Genomic DNA, 15,647 nt, shown 5'->3' with positions numbered 1-15,647 from the left:
AAATGGGAGTGAGAGACAAAGGTATCCTGGCTGTAATCCTGGGCTTGTCCATATTCATCCGTAGGTTGTTGCAACATCATATTTTCGTTCCGGCCTTCTGCATATTGGTTCAGCTGTTTGCCGGCCTCTTCCAAACCATCTTCCAGTTCCTCGAGAGACTCCCAGTCGGTGCTGTCGAGAATATCGAGGTGAGACTGTACTAACGTGCGGAAGCGAGCCCGGTACACCGTCGCCTTTTGTTTGAGATCCATCAATTCGGTATGGACATCGCGGGCTTTCTGCAAAGCTTCGTTGATGATCCGATCCGCATTTTTTTCCGCTTCTTGGACGATGAGTTCCGCTTCTTTCTTCGCATTCAAACGCACCTCTTCAGCCACTTCCTGAGCCACACGAATCGACTTGTGGATGCTCTGCTCCATGGAAGAGAGCGAAGAAGGGGAAGGTTGCTGTTGAATCGGCGCCGGCGGTTCCGCATGTTGCGGATAATGAGATTGCGTCGGTTGTGGCGGTTGCGGCGGTTGGGATTGCGGTGGTACTGGAGGAGGCGTATGTTGGCTGGGAGCAGACAACTGCTCATCCATCACTTGCTCAAGCTCTTGTTGCAATTCCTCCACCTGTTGTTCCAGCTGTTGTTTCTCGCGGATGAGAAACTCGAAATCTTTGATAATCTGATCGAGGAAGTCGTTGACCTCGTCTACGTCATAGCCGCGAAAGGAGCGCTTAAACTCTTTATTGTGTATATCTAAAGGACTAAGCGGCATGCTGACACCTCCTCAGGAATTGGCCTCGCCATTTTCTATTCTACAATGTTAGCAGAATTCCTGCCGGTTGGCTACACCAACTTGTCCCAGTTTATCAGTTTTCCAGACAAGTGGCCTTACTTTCAATCAAAGGAACCGGATCAGCTCCATTCTGCAACGACCTTTCTTGGTCTCACCCAAAACCTCCCCGATCCGAACTCGTCCCTGTCCGCGTAGGGAGATCATGTCCCCCTCCCGGACCGTCTCTGCAGGATTCTCCGTCGGTTTCCAATTGATATGGCACTTTCCGTTCTTGATCAAAGAAGTCGCCTTCGCTCTCGACAGACGGAAGGCCTCCGCCACTAGCGCATCTACTCGGAGAGAGGCGACGGAAACGGTCACCACCTCCGTCTTCTGTTGCGGCGGTTGGATATCCTCCCGTTTGATTTCCATCATCCGCACCGGGATTCGGCCCACCCGATTCAGTTGCATCTGGATGTAGTCCGAAATTTCCCCGGCAATGATCACCTGACAATGCGTTTGCCGAGGCAGAAGATCTCCTAGCACTTCTCGTTTCACTCCCAAGCCCAGCAGTGAACCCAGCACATCTGGATGTTGCAATGGACTGGAACGATCTACCGATTGCAACTCGAAAAACGACAAACCGTTGTCCCCATCCTCTTGCCAAGGCGGAAAAATACGCGCCCGCTTCCGCTCGGCACTGAAAAAGCCCCCGTCGAAAGTAACACCGAGTTCGGGGGCCCTTTTCACCAGCATATCGGTGATCGCTTGTTCCCTTGGATTGAGAAAAGGAGTCAAAACAGGGCGGAAGCGACTTTCCGCCTGTTCCGTCCAATCCAGCACCCGCTCCACAAAAGGGCGTTCCTCCGACCGAAAATGACGGAACAAATCTTCTTTATGCGCCATTAAAAAGCACCTAAGATCAGTTGCAGGATAAAAAAGACCCCTTGTTCTACAAATCTCAACGCGATTAAAGCGATGATCGGAGAGATATCAATCATGCCCAAAGGCGGGATAAAGTTACGGAAAATAGACAGATAGGGTTCCACCAGTCTGGCGAGGAAGAGAGCGATCGGCGAGTCCCTCCCGTTGGGGAACCAGGATAGTAGAATATATCCGAAGATCATAAACTGATATATGGTGAACAATGTATTAACGATTTGAAAAATCATGAGGTCACCTCAACAAGTCATTGGCATCATCGGGAATCAGTTCGCTGATGGACCCCTGGATATCCACATTGGGGGGGCTCGCAATGATGGTTTCCGGGCTCAGTTTGCTGATGTTTCCGTTTAAAGCGTAAACTGTTCCGCTCAAAAAATCAATCACCCGGAAGGCCTCTTCTTTGGGAAGACGTTGCAGGCTGACCACTGTGGTGCGGTTGTTTTTCAGATGGTCGGCGACATTTTGCACTTCATCAAAAGAGCGTGGTTCCGCCAGCATCACCCGCACTTGTTTTTGTGCGGAATGCAAGGAGACCACATTTCCCTTGCCCCGGACGCCCGACGATTGCTCTTCGTCGGACTCTGTGGCAAATCGGGCTTGTCCCTCCTCTTCGTTGATTCCAAAGAACATCATCACACGCTCCATGAAATTCAACGGAACCGCCTCCTCCTCACCGCCGCCCGGGAGGCCTACCCACCAAAACAGAACCTAGGCGGACAAAGGTTGCACCTTCCTCGACGGCCACCGTATAATCCCGCGACATCCCCATGGACAGATGAGGAAGATCCAGGCGGGAATCCCCGAGCTTCCTGATCTCTTGTCGAAGGCTCCGCAACTGTCGAAAAACGGGGCGCACTTCTTCCGGATCTTCCGTAAAAGGAGCCATCGTCATCAAACCTACTAACTCAAGCCCAGGGAGTTCCGCCACTTCGCGGGCAAAATCGATCACTTCTGTCGGCTTCAATCCGTGCTTCGATTCTTCCCCCGCCACATTGACTTGCAGGAAACAGCGGGTCCGTTGCCCCAAGTCTTCCGAACGACGGTTCAATTCCTGGGCGAGAGAATAGCGATCCAAAGAATGAACATATGTAAAGCGCCCTGCCACTGATTTTACTTTATTGCGCTGGAGATGGCCAATAAAATGCCAAACGCCCCGCTCCCCCAACTGTTCCCACTTGGGGATGGCTTCCTGAACACGGCTCTCCCCGATCTCAGTCAGACCGACATCCAGCGCTTGGCGAGTGGTCTCTACATCGACATACTTGGTGACGGCAATCACATTTACTTCTTCCAGATTTCGTCCAGCACGATCACATGCTTTGCGAATGTTTTCCTTTACCTGATGCAAGCGCTCTCTGATCTCATCCATCATCGTCATCCTTTCCCATTCCGATAAAAGAAACCATTCGCCCGGTTCGACCCCTGTCCCGGCGATGGGAATGGAAGAGTTCCGGATGGCAGCTGGTGCACCAGCCCGTAACCAGAACATGACGTTCTGACAAGCCTTCCTTCAGCAACAGACGGCGGTTGGTCTCCTTGAGATCCAACTTCCATTTACCTTCTCCCGTCCGATTCAAGATTTCCGGACAGGGTTCAGGAAACAGCTGAGCCACAGGTGTCGCCACCTGTTCGTCCACCTCATAGCAACAGCCGCCAATCGATGGTGCGATGGCTGCCCGGATATTCTCCCTCACCGCCCCGTGCCGAACCAGTTCACGGATCATCCGGGGTCCGATCCCACCCACAGTGCCCCGCCAACCGGCGTGAGCCACCCCGACGATCTCCGCGTCGGGACTGTAGAAGAACAGAGGGACGCAATCTGCATAAAAAGAGGTTAGAAGAATGCCCTGTTCCTGGGTGAATAAGCCATCCGTTGCAGAAAGGGCGGTTTCCATACTCCTGCCGCCTCGACCGCATTGGTCAGCGGTCACTTCCCGGATGTTCACCCCATGCACCTGTTCCCCGCAAGTCCATGCAGAAAACGGAACACCTAATTGTGCCATCAGCCGTTTCCGGTTGTGGATCACCCGTTCTGCAGGGGTATCCGTGTGCAACGCATAATCGGTACGTTCTGGGTCTTCTATGGATTCTCCATCTCTCGCGCTCATTCCTGCCAAAAGCTCCGGAAAATCCCTTTTCCATGGAACGAGAGCAAAGGTTGGAACCTCCATGTCTCTTTGTAGCTGAAACGGTTCCATCGGATTCCCCTCCCCCACCATATTACCACAGCCCTGAAAGGAGACAAAGCGATTACCGTAGTCATCCCTTTTCCGAACCCAGATGGGGGGACAAAAGAGGACGCGGCTCGGGGACTTCTTCCTCCTGTCGCCAGGGTTCCAAGCGGACCAGGATCACATCCGCTCCGATCCGTACAATCTGGCTCCAGGGAATCACCCATTCCTTGCCACCGGTAAACAGGCCAAACAGACGGGATTCCCCGGGGATAATGAGAGACTTCACCTTCCCCAGTCTAAGATCAATCTCCAGATCGTAGATCTGTCCCAGCTTACGCCCATCGCTGACATTGACAACATCTTTGGCTTGCAATTCCGATATCTTGATCATGGCCCCCACCCTGTCATTTCAGTCGTTTACTTTCCATTATATGAGACAGGACGGGGATATACCCTGGCCCATTCAAAAGAAAACCGCACAGAAGTGCGGTTAGAGAATATATTTATTCATCTGTTGAATCGCCGCTTTCTCCAGACGAGAGACCTGCGCCTGGGAAATGCCGATCTCTTCCGCCACCTCCATCTGTGTCTTTCCTTCAAAGAAACGCATGGATAAAATCATTTTCTCCCGATCGTTCAGCCGACCCATCGCTTCCCGGAGGGCAATCTCTTCCACCCAGTGCAAGTCCTTGTTCTCGTCATCCGCCAATTGGTCCATCACAAAGATGGGATCGCCTCCATCCTGGTAGATCGGTTCAAAAAGAGAGACCGGATCTTGGATCGCATCCAGCGCGAACACCACTTCTTCCTTGGACACGTTCAGCTCTTCGGAGATTTCATGGATCGTCGGTTCTCTAGAATGGCGGTAGGTCAAGGAATCCCTCACCTGAAGCGCTTTGTAGGCGACATCCCGCAGAGATCGGGAGACACGGATCGGATTGTTATCCCGGAGATACCGACGAATCTCCCCGATGATCATCGGTACCGCATAAGTGGAGAACTTGACATTTTGGCTCAGGTCGAAGTTATCGATCGCTTTCATCAATCCGATGCAACCCACCTGAAACAGGTCGTCCACATTTTCCCCACGATTATTGAAGCGCTGAATCACACTCAGGACCAGCCGGAGGTTGCCGTTGACCAGCTTTTCCCGGGCGGAGCGGTCTCCCTCTTGCTGCAGGGAACGAAAAAGGGCGCGCATCTCTTCGTTCTTCAGCACAGGTAACTTCGAAGTATCAACTCCGCATATTTCCACTTTGTTTCGCGCCATGGATTCCCCTCCTACGGACACAATTATTGTTAAGTATCTCCTGAGCAGGAAAAATTATAATGGCCGAAACAAATCGGATCTGCCCATCCCAAATGAAAAAAGGAGGGAAATCCCCTCCTGAAAGGTTTTATCATCCATCGGTTTTCAGAACTTATTTTTCTCCCTTTTGTCCATCGTCAACCCCCCGACACTCCAATAACTTTTCAAGTGCTCATGGAGAATGACACGATCCTTTTGCGAAGGTCAGGGCTGTTGATGAACCATAAAGTGGATGGTGGGAAGAGCGAAACGATCCTTTCCCTCTTTCCATTACCTCCATCGTAAAATATCCCTTGAAAAGACGGGGATAGTGGGACGGCTACGATCTCCTGCAAAGAAGGCGAAGGCATCTTCAAAGGATTCTTCCCTGCCATCACCCATCCATAAGAAAAGCCGCTGTGCCAGCGGCTACACCATCTTATTAAATTCTTTGCGAAGGCGTTTGATAATCCGCTTCTCCAGGCGAGAAATGTAAGACTGGGAGATTCCCAGCAGGTCGGCCACATCCTTTTGTGTCTTCTCTTCCCCGCCATTGAGGCCGAAGCGAAGCTCCATAATCTTTCGTTCCCGTTCAGACAGCCGGGACAGCGCGGTTCGCAAAATCTTGCGATCCACCTGCTCTTCAATATTGCGATAAATGGTATCATTATCGGTCCCCATTACATCGGAGAGTAGTAGCTCATTGCCGTCCCAGTCCATATTGAGAGGTTCGTCAAAGGAAACCTCTGACCGAATTTTGTTATTGCGTCGCAGAAACATCAGGATTTCATTTTCGATGCAACGGGAGGCGTATGTGGCTAGCTTGATCTTCTTGGAAGGGTCAAAGGTGTTGACGGCTTTGATCAGGCCGATGGTGCCGATGGAAACCAAATCTTCAATATTGATCCCCGTATTTTCAAACTTGCGAGCGATGTAGACCACCAACCGGAGATTGCGCTCAATCAACATGGCTCGAACTGCCGCATCCCCACTGGGCAATCGGATCAACAGGTGCTCTTCCTCTTCCCGGGTCAGAGGGGGAGGCAGAGCCTCACTTCCCCCGATATAATATATTTCTTCTCCTTTTAACCCGATCTGAATAAGGATACGGTACCACAGCAATTGGAACGCCAACTTCCACTTCAGGACCATAGGATTGACCTCCTCCTTCCATCGTTCAAAACCAGCCTGGGATTCGACGGTTTTTTTATCCTGCAACCGACATGCAGGCGGGATGCAAAATCGCTTGGTACGTCCCATCCGTGGATAATCGCTTACTGTCCAGTCCGATCAACACGCTCCCCGCTTCGCGCCATCTTCCCTCCTGAAATACTTCCACCCGGTCAGGCTTCAGAGCGAGCATCAAGCCACCGTCACTGGCTGCTCCGCGAAAGGGTACAAACCGAATCCGTCTCATCCACTCTTCCGATAAGTCCGTTCCCCATTTTGCCCAATTTTTCTCCTGCGTCATGGCGACCAAGGGAGAGGGAAGAAAAGGAGCCAACGGTTCCAATTCCACCATCATCACCGGAATCCGGCTGATTGGATCTCGCAATTGATTGCCCGTATCGATCAGGCCGACGCATTCCACCTTCTTTCCATCGATCCAGATCCCCACTGGGGCCAGGAACTGATTCACACTTTGACGTTCTTGAATTGACCCGAAGGATATCCGGGCATACAACCAAACCAAAGGAAATGCCAACAAGACGAACACCCAAGACACAGGAGACCCCCACCCGTAAGATTGGGTCAGCAACATCCCATCAGATGCTTGGACCCCTTCGGAAAAGAAATAATGGAGTGCAAACATCCCACCACCGGTAACAAAGGAGATCAAGTAGAAAACTCCTAAGTTTCGCAAAAAAGCGAGTAAACCGCGAAAGCCCATGGCCACCCACACCATCAACACGGAAAACAGCATTTTTCCGATAAACGTGTAAGTCAGAAGTAAAGGCTGAACCAGGTGGCTCACGGCGTAGCAAGCACCGAGAAGTGCTGCTACCAGGATCCGCCAAATAGAAGTCTGCTGGCGGCGAATCGCAGAGGTCAACCACAACAGCAAAAAATCGATGCACAGGTTCAGGGCGAAAACCATGTCGGCATATATCACCATTTTGGGTTCCTTCCCCTATTCCAGGTAATATCAACTTGATATCAGCGTGACATCAGTATATCTCAATCCATTTTCAATGTCTGTCTAATCTTGCAGACGCTGAGTGACTTTTTTTGTCAATTCTTGGCGCAAAAAAAGGAGGCCTCAGCAAATTCTGAGCCCCCCAAAAGTATGGAACCTTGTTCATTCTTGAGTCCCCCGGCTCCTTTCGAAATCGGGGGTTACTTCTTCCGACGATGCCGCAGAAACGTAGGAATCTCCAGCCCCCCACCGTCGGATTGGGGTTTGACGAGATCGATCTGGCTCGGTTTATCCGCTGGGCGGACGTCCCGGTCCAATCCAAACTGGGGTTTTCCTTTCGCTTGTTCCGGTTCCTTCTGGTGATCAAAACCGGTGGCAATCACCGTCACCAAGATCTCATCCTTCAGCTCCTCGCTAATCACTGCCCCAAAGATCATGTTCACTTCCGGATCGGAAGCTGAGGCGACAATATCTGCTGCTTCGTTCACTTCGTACAGGCTCAGATTGGTGCCACCGGTGATGTTCATCAGCACACCTCGCGCCCCATCGATGGATGTCTCCAGGAGAGGACTGCAGATCGCTTTTTTGGCCGCTTCTGTCGCCCGGGACTCACCGGTGGCCATCCCGATCCCCATCAAAGCTGAACCCCGCTCGGTCATAATCGTTTTTACGTCGGCAAAGTCTAGGTTGATCAGTCCCGGAACCGCGATCAAATCGGAGATGCCCTGCACCCCTTGGCGCAGAACATTGTCCGCCTCCCGGAAAGCTTCTAACATAGGCGTGTTTTTATCCACAATCTCCAGCAACCGGTCATTGGGGATGACGATCAGGGTATCCACTTTATCCTTGAGTTCGGCGATCCCTTCATCTGCCTGCAGGGAGCGCTTCCTCCCTTCAAAAGTGAAGGGACGGGTCACTACACCGACGGTCAGCGCTCCCTGATCCCGAGCCGCTTCGGCAATTTCCGGAGCGGCCCCCGTGCCTGTGCCGCCCCCCATCCCCGCAGTGACAAATACCATATCGGATCCTTTGAGGACATTTTCGATATTTTCCAAGCTTTCCTCAGCGGCTTTCTTTCCCACATTGGGATCGGCTCCGGCACCCAGTCCCCGAGTCAATTTTTCACCGATCTGGAGTTTGACCGGTGCATGGGAGCGGTTGAGCGCCTGGGCATCGGTGTTCACAGCGATGAACTCGACCCCTTGCACCCCGCTTTCAATCATACGATTGACAGCATTGCTTCCACCGCCACCCACACCGATCACCTTGATCTGAGCAATTTGTTCGACTTCCATATCAAACTCCAACATCGATTGTCCCTCCATTATCTGTTAAATCTCTGTGCCACCCTCAAATGAACTGCCCGATGAAATCCCGGATCTTCACCCAGGTTGAGGGTTTGTTTTTATTTCGCTTGGATGAGTGACTCCGGTTGTCATACTCGGGGAGCCGGTGCAACCAGCGCCGCTGGATATAATGAACCATCCCCACCCCGCCGGTAAAGGAAGGATCCTCCGCACCCACATGCTGTGGGGAAACGAACCTGACTGCATGTCCCAGTTGGGCACGGGCCGCATCAAGAATGTGAGGGGTGGACATCACCCCGCCAGTCAAGACATACCCTCCGGCGGGTTCTCCGGGATAACCGAGGGATTCCACCTGTTCGCGAATCAGCTGGAAAATCTCCTCCACCCGGGGTTCGACAATCATGGCCAACTCTTCCTGGGAGATCTTTCTCTCCCGATGGCTGCCAATCGTAGGAACTTCGAAGTGGACCTCCTGGTCCGCCTCCTCCACGAGAGCCACGCCATACTTCCGTTTTATTTTTTCTGCAGTCTCCGTTTGGGTTCGCAGTCCGTAGGCGATATCATTCGTGATAAAATCGCCGCCGATAGGAAGTTCCCCGGCAGCGGCCAGTTCCCCTTGGTCAAAGACAGCCAGAGATGTAGCTCCACCTCCGATATCCGCCAAAACGACCCCCATATTTTTTTCGTCAGCAGAAAGACAGATCTCACCGGCAGCCAAGGGAAGCAAAAGGATTCCATCCACCGTCAGATTCGCCTTTTCCACACATCGGAGAACATTGTGGATGATCGTTTTGGAACCGGTCACGATGGTGGCTTCCACTTCCAGCCGTACTCCCACCATTCCGTGAGGGTCCTGAATATCTCCAAGGCCATCCACCACATACTGCTTGGGAACCACTTCGATGACCGCACGCTCCGGGGGCAGGGCCACGACTCGGGCAGCTTGCATCACCCGGTCCACATCCTCTGGAGCGATCTCCTTATTCTCGCCGGAGACGGCGACCACCCCATGGCTGGGATGCAAAGAGACATGGTTCCCCGCGATTCCCACAAACACACTGGATATTTCTATACCCACCATCCGCTCTGCATGTGTAACAGCTTCACGGATCGACTGAATCGCTTGGTCAATATCAGTGATCGCCCCTTTCTTCGTCCCCTTGGAGGAAGCGGAACCGACGCCGACAATCTGGATGTTCTCCCGGGTGACTTCGGCGACGATCACGCGAACTTTGGATGTGCCTATGTCCAGGCTGGCTATAAACTCTCCACTGCTCAAATCCTGGGCACCTCCTTGCCCGAGAATTTTTTACATGGTGGTGGAAATGGATTTTTTCTCTGAAAAAAATGGGGAGAAGCGAAGGGGAGAATTCCGCTTGTACCAAAGTTATTCAACGCCAAGGAGTTTTTACCCTTTTTCCCTCCCACTTTTTCTTCCACCTCATTCCTCTGCATCGGAGAGTTGATCCCCGGGTACATACCATGTGCTCTCCAACAGATGGAGAGTTCCCGGAGGACGGTCCATGAAATGGGGGTAGTATTTCATCTTTTCGCCAAAGTCCCGGGCGCGGACACGAATTAAATGATCGCGCAGGGTATATACCTTGACCAGATCAGGATATGTATCGTTTCCGCCAGGTCGGATCTCTGAGATCTCGGCAGAGACTCGGGGCGGAAGTTGGGCCAGTCCCGTAGCGATCGATCGCCGTTCTGAACTTTGATTCATCCCTTTCACCAACGGACGGTCCACCTCTCCCTTCCATGGACTCTTCTTCAGAATGGAACCGTCGGACAGCAACGGATAGATCTGGCCCCCTTCTGCTAGATAGCCCACCCGGTTTACCTCACGCAACCGGATTTGTACCTTTCCGGGAAAGGATTTAACCACGGATGCCTCTTTGACTTCCGGCAATTCCTGCAGGCGCTCCTCCGCCCCCTTTGCATCCCAATGGAACCAGGAAGCCCCTTTCATCAAACGGGTGATCTTCATCACCTCTCCATCACTCAGCCACTGATTTCCTTCAATGTGGATCTCCCTGACTTCACTCAAAGGAGACTTCAGGAACAAAACCAGAGAAATTCCCAGAAAAAACAGAAGGATAAACAGAATGGCCGCAACTGAGGGGGGTTTTCGCCCCCGGCTCGGAGAGCGCAAGGGCGGGACCCGTTGTTCCATGGGGATCCAACTCCTTTACATACCCCCAAAAGGGAAATGCTGATGCAATCTCACCCTATGTTATCACAATGTACCAGTTCTACGGGACAGGGTCGACAAAATCCCAAAAAAGCAGCGGCACAAATTTGTGCTGCTGCCAGTTAAAGAGAGGCTACTTTTCCATGATAGCGTTGAATCTGTCCACCTAGATGCTGAAAGGTGGCATCCAGCCGTTCATATCCTCGGTCTATATGGTTGAGTCCATATACATGAGTAGTTCCATTGGCGGCCAATCCAGCGGTCACCAGTGCCGCCCCCGCCCGCAGATCGGAGGCTTCCACAACGGCTCCGCTCAGATAAGGCACCCCCCGGATCTCCACTTGGTTGTCATGGGCGGTCAGATCCGCTCCCATCCGGGTCAGCTCATGGACATGTTTCAAGCGCCCGTTAAAGATCTTCTCGGATAATTGACTCTTCCCTTGGGTCAAGGATAACAAAACGAGAATTTGGGGTTGCATATCCGTGGGAAATCCGGGATAAGGTTCCGTCACCACATCCCCTACCGCCTTTAACTGAGCGCCTCCTTGAACCCACAAGGCATCCCCCTCGCTTTTCAACTGGGCACCTGCGCGCTCCAACAACTGGAGGGTGGATCGCATATGGTCTGGAATGACATGGGTCAACAGGATCTCTCCACCTGTGACAACGGCGGCGACGGCTAACGTGCCGGCCACAATCCGATCCGGAATAATTTCGTATGAGACCGGATGTAGCTGTCTGACACCGTGGATCACCACCTGGCCAGTGCCCGCCCCGTGAACGTCAGCACCCATCCGGTTCAAGAAACGTTGCAAGTCGACAATTTCCGGTTCCCGGGCGGCGTTTCGAATCACGGTTTCCCCTTCGGCACAAGCCGCCGCCATCATGATGTTTTCCGTCGCCCCCACACTGGGCAGATCCAAGTGGATATCTGCACCTGTCAACTTGCGGGCAGAACAACGGATATGGCCCTGATCCTCCTGGATCTCGGCTCCCAACAGCCGCAACCCTTTCAGATGAAGATCGATGGGGCGGGCCCCGATTGCACATCCTCCAGGGCGAGTGACAATCACTTCCCCCGTCCGGGCGAGAAGTGGCCCCATCAAGAAGATGGAGGATCGCATCTGTTGCATCAACACTTCGGGAATCCGTGTCGTTTTGAGAGTAGATGTCTCCAATTTGACATGGTTTCCGTCCCATCGCGCTTTGACACCTAGCGCTCTTAAAATGCGATCCATCACATCGATGTCGGAAAGGCGGGGGACATCCCGGATTTCATGGAATCCCCCAGCCATCAGCGTCGCAGCCAGGATGGGAAGAGCTGAATTTTTGGCACCTTGAACCCGTAGGGTGCCGTACAGAGGTTTCCCGCCTTTAATGACAAACTGCTCCAATGTTCCACCTCCGTCTACCCCTCGCCCACCACCTGAACTTCCGGTACCAGAGTAACCCCGTACTTCTGCTCAATGGTTCTGATGATGTGCCTAATTAGGGTGAGAACATCGTTTGCCGTCGCGTTTCCGCGATTGACGATGAAATTGGCATGCCGGGTGGACACTTCTGCATCGCCGATCCGGTAACCTTTCAGCCCCGCAGCTTCGATCAGACGGCCGGAATGATCCCCCGTCGGATTCCGAAAGACACTTCCCGCACAACGATCTTGCAGGGGCTGGGACTGTCTGCGCTGCTCCTTGTACCGAGCCATGGTGGCCAACACTTCCTCCCGATTTCCTTCCTTCAGTTGAAATGTGGCCTCTGTCACCACCCCGCGCTTTTCCTTTTGCAGGATGGAAGTGCGGTAGCTGAATTGAAGTTCTTCGTTATCCAATACAGCCCATTCCCCATTTTCCAGAAGAACTTCTGCCTTTTCCAGCACTTCACAGACTTCAGACCCGTGGGCACCAGCATTCATGAACACAGCTCCCCCGACAGTACCGGGAATTCCACCGGCAAATTCCAGTCCGGTCAAGCCCTGTCTGGAGATCATCACCGACAATTTGACAAAGGAATACCCGCCTCCCGCCGTGACGCGGTCTCCCTCCACTTGCAAATGGTCCATTCCGTTTCCCATTTTGATCACGACACCACGGATTCCACCATCCCGTACCAACAGGTTGGATCCCCTGCCGATCACCCGCCAGGGGAGGCCGTGTTTGTGAATCACGGACATGGCCCGCTCCAGTTCACCCTTGTCCGTGGGGTAGACCAAAAGATCAGCGGGACCGCCCACTTTCCATGTCGTATGACGGGATAACAGTTCATTGATGCGTACATCCCGGATATCGGCTTGCTTCATTTCCTGAGCGATCGATTCCAAAATAGGTTCCTCCCTTTGCCGATATTCACCTCAAAAATGAGTTCCGGGCGTGATATATGATAGTCTATGCCCATGAACCATTTGTGTGACGGAAGTCCGCATCCCCCGGAACCCGTTTCAACTTTTTCCGCCGGATAATTGTTCCAACTCATCGACGATCACCTCCGCTGCATCCGGTCGCCCCAGTTTACGCGCTGCTTCACTCATCTGCTGACGACACTCGGAATCCTCCACAATCTCGCGGATGATGCTCCACAGCTTCTCACCAGTCAACTCTTGTTCCAGGATCATACGGCCAGCTCCCTGTCCCTCCAACCAACGGGCATTGGCCTCCTGGTGATTGTTGGTGACATAGGGAGATGGAATCAGGATCGACGGAATTCCAAGTGCAGTCAGTTCCGCCAAAGTGGAAGCGCCTGCTCGTCCGACCACCAAGGAAGTGGCCGCCAGTACATCGGGCATATTGAAGAGAAAAGGCCGAATGGTCAGATTGGAAATCTCTCCGTCGTTTTCTATCTTAGCAGTAACCTCATCATAATGCACTTCGCCTGTCACATAGACGAAATGGAGGTGGCTTGCTTCCCGAATCCAGGGCACCATCTCATTGACAGCGTCATTGAGCGGTTTGGCCCCCCGACTGCCGCCGAAAATGAGCACCAAAGGCTTGTCCTCTCCTGCGATACCGAGAGCTTCTTTGCCCTTCTCCGCCTGGGCATGGGTGACTTCGGTCCCCCGGGGGTTCCCGGTGTGGAAAACACGCTTCGCCTTGGTTAGATGCTTCTCCGATCCGCTCAAACTGATCGCCACCACATCCACATAGCGGGAGAGAAAACGGGTGGTCAGTCCCGGCAACACATCAGGTTCCACAATTAATGTCGGGACTCCCAGCTGAGCCGCTGCATATAGGGCCGGACCGCTCACATACCCGCCAGTTCCCACCACCGCCTCCGGTTGAAATTGACGGATATACTGCTTAGAATCCCGGACGGCACGAACAAATTTGGTCAAGGTCTGCAGATTATCCAAAGAAATCTTGCGGCGAAAGCCCTGGATTTCCACCTGGAAGAATTGGATCCCTTCCTCTTTGGGAACAATTTTGGCTTCCAATCCGTTTGGCGTTCCGATATATCCAATCTCCGCTTCTGGATTGCGAAGGCGAAAAGCCTTGGCAATCGATAACGCGGGGTATATATGTCCACCCGTTCCTCCTCCGGAGAGCATGAGTCTATTCATGATATCACCCGTTTCCCTCGAAATATTGTGATTTACATCATTTTTGGACGGGCGGGAGGGTGGGACTTGGATTCGTCTTTGCGCCCTTCAGGCGCAAAACTCACCGGGATCCACTTACTTCATCTGCATGCTTTGTAAAAGCTCAGATCTACCCCATTCTCCTGTCCCACCGGACTGAATCCGCGTGTCATTCGGTGTATCGGGACAAGTTTAACAGAATCCCCACCGCCGCCAAGGTCAGAGTGAGAGAAGAACCACCATAACTGAGAAAGGGCAGGGTGATCCCGGTCACCGGAAAGGCTCCCGTCACCACCCCAATATTGATCACAGCCTGAATCACGATCATCCCCGTCACTCCGGCAGCGATCAAACTGTGAAACTGATTTGGAGCCATTATCGCCACTCGGAGCCCCCTCCATACCAGCACGGCAAAGAGGATGATTACCGTTCCGGCACCGAGAAAGCCCATTTCTTCTGCAAGGATGGAGAAAATAAAGTCCGTGTGCGGTTCAGGCAGATACAAATGTTTTTGCCGACTGAGTCCCAGCCCCAATCCCATCAAACCTCCCGGTCCGATGGCAAACAGAGACTGGATCACCTGATAACCGGCTCCTAAGGGATCTTGCCAAGGATCGAGAAAGGCAGTGATCCGCTGAATCCGGTAAGGTGCCGCCAACACCAAACCAGCAAAGCCGAGGACTCCCGCCAGGCAAAGGCTGAACAGGTACTTCATCCTCGCTCCTGCCGTATAGATCAACACAGCAGCCGTGCCCATCAGAACCGTCCCCGTCCCCAGATCCGGTTGCATCATAATGAGGGCAAAAGCGACCCCAGAGTAGACCAGCGGCATCAGCATCCCCCGAGTGAAGGTATCCGTCTGACGGGCATGATCTGACAGATAACGTGCCAAAAACAGAATGACGGCCAACTTCATAAACTCCGAAGGTTGAATGCTGAAGGCTCCGATCCCTAACCAACTGCGGGCACCCCCGCGCACCATGCCAACACCAGGGATGAGAACGAGCACCAACAGAAAAAAACAAACGATGAGCCCCGGTTTGGCCCAGCGATAAAAGAGTTCGGGATCCAGCCTGGATACGATCCACATCAAAAAAACGCCCAAAGCGGCAAACAGCATCTGACGTTTCGCATAGAAGAAGCTGTCATCAAACTTATGATGGGAATAAGCGGCACTGGCACTGTACACCATGATGACGCCGATCGTCAATAACAGCAGGATCACGATGATAATCACCAGATCCGGTGTTCTCCGCGGTTTGGCCATGGACGT

General features: G+C 52.8%; 16 protein-coding genes and 1 pseudogene. All 17 read right to left on the bottom strand.

Translation table 11 applies throughout. From position 1 onward, the window contains the following. Positions 1–230: 230 nt before the first annotated feature. Positions 231–761 (bottom strand): annotated as a pseudogene (locus JOD24_RS04895) (DivIVA domain-containing protein); the annotation flags it as partial. Between the two features lie 126 nt (positions 762–887). After that, positions 888–1,667, bottom strand: coding sequence for a YlmH family RNA-binding protein (locus JOD24_RS04890; RefSeq protein WP_380164020.1), 780 nt, complete (start codon positions 1,665–1,667; stop codon positions 888–890). Further along, positions 1,667–1,933 carry a YggT family protein gene (locus JOD24_RS04885; protein ID WP_380164022.1) on the bottom strand — a complete coding sequence of 89 codons (267 nt, stop codon included), beginning with the start codon at positions 1,931–1,933 and terminating at the stop codon, positions 1,667–1,669. Before JOD24_RS04885 ends, JOD24_RS04890 begins: the two co-directional genes overlap by 1 nt. Positions 1,934–1,937: 4 nt before the next feature. Beyond that, positions 1,938–2,351, bottom strand: a complete 414-nt coding sequence (locus JOD24_RS04880; protein ID WP_380164239.1) for a cell division protein SepF — start codon at positions 2,349–2,351, stop codon at positions 1,938–1,940. Between the two features lie 25 nt (positions 2,352–2,376). Then, positions 2,377–3,084 (bottom strand): YggS family pyridoxal phosphate-dependent enzyme, encoded by a 708-nt coding sequence (locus JOD24_RS04875; protein WP_380164024.1) that lies wholly within the window; start codon positions 3,082–3,084, stop codon positions 2,377–2,379. Next, entirely contained in the window at positions 3,068–3,904 is an 837-nt protein-coding gene (pgeF, locus tag JOD24_RS04870; RefSeq protein WP_380164026.1) for a peptidoglycan editing factor PgeF, read from the bottom strand. Before pgeF ends, JOD24_RS04875 begins: the two co-directional genes overlap by 17 nt. Positions 3,905–3,965: 61 nt before the next feature. After that, positions 3,966–4,271, bottom strand: coding sequence for a YlmC/YmxH family sporulation protein (locus JOD24_RS04865; protein ID WP_380164028.1), 306 nt, complete (start codon positions 4,269–4,271; stop codon positions 3,966–3,968). A 99-nt stretch (positions 4,272–4,370) separates the two neighbouring features. Next, on the bottom strand, positions 4,371–5,150 hold the full coding sequence (gene sigG / locus JOD24_RS04860; protein ID WP_380164031.1) for an RNA polymerase sporulation sigma factor SigG: 780 nt from the start codon (positions 5,148–5,150) through the stop codon (positions 4,371–4,373). A 447-nt stretch (positions 5,151–5,597) separates the two neighbouring features. Further along, positions 5,598–6,320: an RNA polymerase sporulation sigma factor SigE gene (gene sigE, locus JOD24_RS04855; RefSeq protein ID WP_380164033.1), complete on the bottom strand. Its 723-nt coding sequence runs from the start codon at positions 6,318–6,320 to the stop codon at positions 5,598–5,600. 55 nt (positions 6,321–6,375) lie between these two features. Beyond that, positions 6,376–7,284, bottom strand: a complete 909-nt coding sequence (spoIIGA, locus tag JOD24_RS04850) for a sigma-E processing peptidase SpoIIGA (protein ID WP_380164035.1) — start codon at positions 7,282–7,284, stop codon at positions 6,376–6,378. A gap of 221 nt (positions 7,285–7,505) precedes the next feature. After that, the gene (gene ftsZ, locus JOD24_RS04845) at positions 7,506–8,615 is read right to left on the bottom strand and encodes a cell division protein FtsZ (protein ID WP_429246433.1); all 1,110 of its coding nucleotides are present in this window, start codon (positions 8,613–8,615) and stop codon (positions 7,506–7,508) included. Between the two features lie 40 nt (positions 8,616–8,655). Further along, positions 8,656–9,891 carry a cell division protein FtsA gene (gene ftsA, locus JOD24_RS04840; protein WP_429246432.1) on the bottom strand — a complete coding sequence of 412 codons (1,236 nt, stop codon included), beginning with the start codon at positions 9,889–9,891 and terminating at the stop codon, positions 8,656–8,658. 162 nt (positions 9,892–10,053) lie between these two features. Continuing rightward, complete coding sequence (locus tag JOD24_RS04835) at positions 10,054–10,788, bottom strand: cell division protein FtsQ/DivIB (protein WP_429246431.1); 735 nt, start codon at positions 10,786–10,788, stop codon at positions 10,054–10,056. Between the two features lie 140 nt (positions 10,789–10,928). Beyond that, the gene (gene murA, locus JOD24_RS04830; RefSeq protein ID WP_380164043.1) at positions 10,929–12,200 is read right to left on the bottom strand and encodes a UDP-N-acetylglucosamine 1-carboxyvinyltransferase; all 1,272 of its coding nucleotides are present in this window, start codon (positions 12,198–12,200) and stop codon (positions 10,929–10,931) included. 14 nt (positions 12,201–12,214) lie between these two features. Then, the gene (gene murB, locus JOD24_RS04825; RefSeq protein ID WP_380164045.1) at positions 12,215–13,123 is read right to left on the bottom strand and encodes a UDP-N-acetylmuramate dehydrogenase; all 909 of its coding nucleotides are present in this window, start codon (positions 13,121–13,123) and stop codon (positions 12,215–12,217) included. Between the two features lie 117 nt (positions 13,124–13,240). After that, complete coding sequence (gene murG / locus JOD24_RS04820) at positions 13,241–14,356, bottom strand: undecaprenyldiphospho-muramoylpentapeptide beta-N-acetylglucosaminyltransferase (protein ID WP_380164047.1); 1,116 nt, start codon at positions 14,354–14,356, stop codon at positions 13,241–13,243. Positions 14,357–14,543: 187 nt separating this feature from the next. After that, positions 14,544–15,641, bottom strand: a complete 1,098-nt coding sequence (gene spoVE / locus JOD24_RS04815) for a stage V sporulation protein E (protein ID WP_429246430.1) — start codon at positions 15,639–15,641, stop codon at positions 14,544–14,546. Positions 15,642–15,647: the final 6 nt, after the last annotated feature.

This window comes from Kroppenstedtia sanguinis (assembly GCF_050433445.1).
Classification (GTDB): domain Bacteria; phylum Bacillota; class Bacilli; order Thermoactinomycetales; family DSM-45169; genus Kroppenstedtia; species Kroppenstedtia sanguinis.
This window is presented reverse-complemented; position numbering and strand designations above follow the sequence as displayed.

Bases quoted from the DNA above. Each gene is read 5' to 3' on its own strand.
- ftsZ (WP_429246433.1), bottom strand. From the start codon at position 8,615: ATGTTGGAGTTTGATATGGAAGTCGAACAAATTGCTCAGATCAAGGTG.
- pgeF (WP_380164026.1), bottom strand. From the start codon at position 3,904: ATGGAACCGTTTCAGCTACAAAGAGACATGGAGGTTCCAACCTTTGCT.
- spoVE (WP_429246430.1), bottom strand. From the start codon at position 15,641: ATGGCCAAACCGCGGAGAACACCGGATCTGGTGATTATCATCGTGATC.
- JOD24_RS04890 (WP_380164020.1), bottom strand. From the start codon at position 1,667: ATGGCGCATAAAGAAGATTTGTTCCGTCATTTTCGGTCGGAGGAACGC.
- JOD24_RS04875 (WP_380164024.1), bottom strand. From the start codon at position 3,084: ATGACGATGATGGATGAGATCAGAGAGCGCTTGCATCAGGTAAAGGAA.
- sigE (WP_380164033.1), bottom strand. From the start codon at position 6,320: ATGGTCCTGAAGTGGAAGTTGGCGTTCCAATTGCTGTGGTACCGTATC.
- JOD24_RS04865 (WP_380164028.1), bottom strand. From the start codon at position 4,271: ATGATCAAGATATCGGAATTGCAAGCCAAAGATGTTGTCAATGTCAGC.
- JOD24_RS04880 (WP_380164239.1), bottom strand. From the start codon at position 2,351: ATGGAGCGTGTGATGATGTTCTTTGGAATCAACGAAGAGGAGGGACAA.
- JOD24_RS04835 (WP_429246431.1), bottom strand. From the start codon at position 10,788: ATGGAACAACGGGTCCCGCCCTTGCGCTCTCCGAGCCGGGGGCGAAAA.
- JOD24_RS04885 (WP_380164022.1), bottom strand. From the start codon at position 1,933: ATGATTTTTCAAATCGTTAATACATTGTTCACCATATATCAGTTTATG.
- spoIIGA (WP_380164035.1), bottom strand. From the start codon at position 7,284: ATGGTGATATATGCCGACATGGTTTTCGCCCTGAACCTGTGCATCGAT.
- murG (WP_380164047.1), bottom strand. From the start codon at position 14,356: ATGAATAGACTCATGCTCTCCGGAGGAGGAACGGGTGGACATATATAC.
- sigG (WP_380164031.1), bottom strand. From the start codon at position 5,150: ATGGCGCGAAACAAAGTGGAAATATGCGGAGTTGATACTTCGAAGTTA.